General features: G+C 37.8%; 3 protein-coding genes. All 3 read right to left on the bottom strand.

The window, feature by feature from the left end; translation table 11 throughout:
• Positions 1-235, bottom strand: a 235-nt coding sequence (locus HT703_RS10570) for a transposase (protein ID WP_172930076.1), incomplete at its 3' end; no start/stop codon positions are given.
• A 118-nt stretch (positions 236-353) separates the two neighbouring features.
• Positions 354-2,333 carry a peptide ABC transporter substrate-binding protein gene (locus HT703_RS10565; protein ID WP_138699941.1) on the bottom strand — a complete coding sequence of 660 codons (1,980 nt, stop codon included), beginning with the start codon at positions 2,331-2,333 and terminating at the stop codon, positions 354-356.
• A gap of 116 nt (positions 2,334-2,449) precedes the next feature.
• Positions 2,450-3,003: IS630 family transposase (locus HT703_RS10560; protein WP_172930075.1), on the bottom strand; the 554-nt coding region annotated here is incomplete at its 5' end.

The raw sequence follows: 3,003 nt of genomic DNA, 5'->3' as shown, positions 1-3,003 counted from the left end.
TATCTTTAGTCCAGCCTTCATGTATGACTTTATTAATCATTTCTTGCTTTAAATCAGGAGAATAGTAACGATTTTTTCCTTTTTTGACGAACTCTATTCCGTAACGATCAATCAATTTAATCATGTACCTAATATTAGAATTGTTTATCCCAAATTTATTTGAAAGCTTCTCTAAGCTATATCCTTGTTTTCTAAGTTCATAGATCTGAACTTTATCATCATGAGTTAATTTCATAATAAAAACACCCCAAAAGTTAGATTTTTTCTGTCTAACTTTTGGGGTGCAGTACATCAACACCTGATACTATGCGTTTTTCTGATTTTTAGGACTTTTGACTCAGTCTCTTTTTATTTTATTTCACATGTTTTGCAAGTTCTTCTTGCGCTTTTTTATTGGATTCTGCTTTTTCTTTCATCCATTTTTCTTGAGCTTTTTGGTATTCATCTGCAGTAACTGCCTTGTCTTGAATTTCAAGGTATTTATACAAGACTGGGTCGCTTGTACCTTTATTTCCTGACAATGCAAATGGTATTGTAAATGGTACCATCTTAGACAAGATTGGACGCCCTGTACGAGATGTAGTTGGAATAATCAAAGCACTATCTGTCAGCCAAGCTTGGGCTGAAGCGTATTTATCATAGCGTTTAGCAACATCTGTAGCCTCATCACCAGCTTCAGTAACCAATTTTTCGTAGTCATATAGACCTACTTTTTTAGCAGCTACATTATCTTCCCCTGAGTCAAATCCTAAATATGTTTTAGTACTTTCTCCTACAGAAGGTTTGATAATATCAAGGTAGGTTGATGGATCGGCAAAATCAGGACCCCAACCGACATTATCTGATAAATCCCAGTCTTCGCCAGCAGCATTTTCAGCAAATAAAGTTACATTAAGCAATTCATCTTTTTGCAATTGTTGGATATCAATAACGACATTATCAGTTCCTAAAGTTGCTTCCAAGGATTGTTTCATAGATTGGACACGTTGAACTTTTGTCGTTGCTGTCTGGTCAACAGGCATATCTAGGTGAATTGGGAAAGTCACACCTTCTGCTTGTAAAGCGGACTTAGCCTTGGCAAATTCAGCCTTGGCTTTTTCTGGATTGTAGAGACCATCTTGTGAATCGGCCAGATTAACATCCTTCCATTCATCCCCATAGGTTACTAATTTTTCTTTGACCATATCGCCAAAGTTTTTCCCATCTGCTTGAACAAATGTTGGTGGCACAAAGAGATTGCGCAAGATTTTGCTTGCTCCAGTTTCTCCATTCAACTGAGCGGCATAGGCTGTACGGTCAAATCCAAAGGCAATAGCCTGACGGAAATCCTTATTTAAGAGAGCCTTTTTAGTAGATGTCTTTTGTTCTTCGCTAGTCTTAGATGTGTATTTATAAGATTGACGGTCAATATTTGTCCCTACTAGATAAGTCGTAGAGTCTTGTTGAGTATAGACGATATTGTCTTTCATACTCTTCTCAAGCTCTGCGAAACTTGCACTTGTTGGATAAAGACGAGCTGCTGTAAGGCTACCATCTTTAAAGTTTTCTGCTGGTTTGCTGGTATCTTGCCCATCCCAGAATGACAATTTAACTTTGTCAATATGCACATTGTCCTTATCCCAATAGTTCGGATTTTTCGCAAATTCAACGGAAGATTTGGTCACAATGGATTTCAACAAATAAGGACCGTTATACAAGAGACTACTTGGATCCGTAGCTTTGGCAAAATCATCCCCTTTTGAATTCAAAAACTCTTCATTAACTGGCGCAAGCACACCCATTGTTGTTTTGGAATTCCAAAAACTTTCAGGTTTGTTCAAGGTGTATTGGATTGTTTGGTCGTCAAGGGCTTTAATCCCGACTTGAGTGAAGTCTGTGATTTCACCTTTGGCATAGGCATCCAGACCTTTGATTGAATCCTGTACCAAGTAAAGGGCTTCTGCTTTCTTATCTGTTGCATATTTAAGTCCTGTTACAAAGTCCTGAGCCTTAACAGGAGCGTACTCTTCTCCCTCAGATGTATACCACTTGGCATCCTGACGAATCTTATAAGTATAAGTCAAGCCATCCTTAGAAACTGACCAGTCTTCTGCCAATGAAGGAACAAGGTTCCCGTATTTATCATTTTCAAGCAATCCATCAATCACATTACTAGTAATCTCAGAAGTTGCTGCCTTACCAGTTGTCAAATAGTTGAGATTATCTGGATGTGTCTCGTAAGTAAATGCAAAGGTTTTTTCACCTTGAGCACCTGAACCCCCAGAACAAGCAGCTAAAACACCAGCTGCTAATAAGGTTACTCCCGCAAGAGCCAATACTTTTCTTGTTTTCATAGTATTCTCCTTTGTTTTTTATTCATTATAGACTCTTTTTCAAGTCCTGTCAATAGAATTTTCTGAATTTTAAGAGTTATTTGTTATATTTGATATATTCTGAAAAATAAAATTGTTCATTTATGCCAAAAAAGCATTCTAGTCCATCTCCGATTAACGATGGACTTTATCACCTCCTTCTCCAGTCCTTGTATAACATCTTGAAGTTGATTCATGACATCTTCCAAAGTTCGAAAGGCTTTATTCTTAAATCCACGTTTACGAATCTCTTTCCACACTTGTTCAATGGGGTTCATCTCTGGTGTGTATGGAGGAATAAAGGTAAAGCCAATATTAGTCGGAATCTTTAAGGTACTTGATTTATGCCATATGGCATTGTCCATAACGAGTAAAAGATAATCATCTGGATAAGCTTGTGAAAGCTCTTCTAAAAAGGCGTTCATCCACTCAGTATGACATCCACCAGCGATTAAGAAAAATGATTCGCCTGTATGGGCATCAACAGCTCCATAACAATAGCAAAATTCTCGTATATAGTGACTATGGACATGTGGACCTACTCCTATTGAAGCCCAACAAGATCCCAGTTTACTGATTCTACCGAAACCAGACTCATCTTGGTACATCAAGCGAACCTTACGAAAAGGTCTCCTGGTTTTAAAGCGCTTTC

It is taken from the genome of Streptococcus sp. 3874, from assembly GCF_013276425.1.
GTDB lineage: Bacteria > Bacillota > Bacilli > Lactobacillales > Streptococcaceae > Streptococcus > Streptococcus pseudopneumoniae.
Note: the sequence above shows the minus strand (reverse complement) of the source record. Positions and strands in the feature narration are given on the sequence as shown.

Excerpts from the sequence above, each read along its gene's own strand:
- HT703_RS10565 (WP_138699941.1), bottom strand. The coding sequence starts at position 2,333 with ATGAAAACAAGAAAAGTATTGGCTCTTGCGGGAGTAACCTTATTAGCA.